The following is a 347-nucleotide window of genomic DNA, read 5'->3' as shown; positions in this document are numbered from 1 at the left end:
GCCACCTCCACCATCCAACAATCTGCATTTGCTGGTAAGACCGTCTTCAAGTCACAGAACGAGCTTGTTCGTAAGGTCGGTGGTAATGGTGGTCGTGTCTCCATGCGTCGTACTATCAAGAGTGCTCCTGAGAGCATCTGGTACGGTGCAGACCGTCCAAAGTACCTAGGCCCATTCTCAGAGCAAACCCCATCATACCTCACAGGTGAATTCCCGGGTGATTACGGTTGGGACACTGCTGGACTCTCAGCAGACCCAGAAACATTCGCAAAGAACCGTGAGCTAGAGGTGATCCACAGCAGATGGGCCATGCTTGGTGCCCTTGGTTGCGTATTCCCCGAACTCCT

At 53.3% G+C, this 347-nt stretch carries 1 protein-coding gene; it reads left to right on the top strand.

Annotated features, from left to right (window positions below; translation table 11 throughout):
- On the top strand, nucleotides 1-347 hold a 347-nt coding region (locus tag AB843_RS25255), incomplete at both ends, for a chlorophyll a/b-binding protein (RefSeq protein WP_157384613.1).

It is taken from the genome of Nitratireductor soli (assembly GCF_001050155.1).
Lineage (GTDB): Bacteria > Pseudomonadota > Alphaproteobacteria > Rhizobiales > Rhizobiaceae > Nitratireductor > Nitratireductor soli.
The sequence above is the reverse complement of the archived record's forward strand: the minus strand, read 5'-3'. Positions and strand labels throughout refer to the sequence as shown.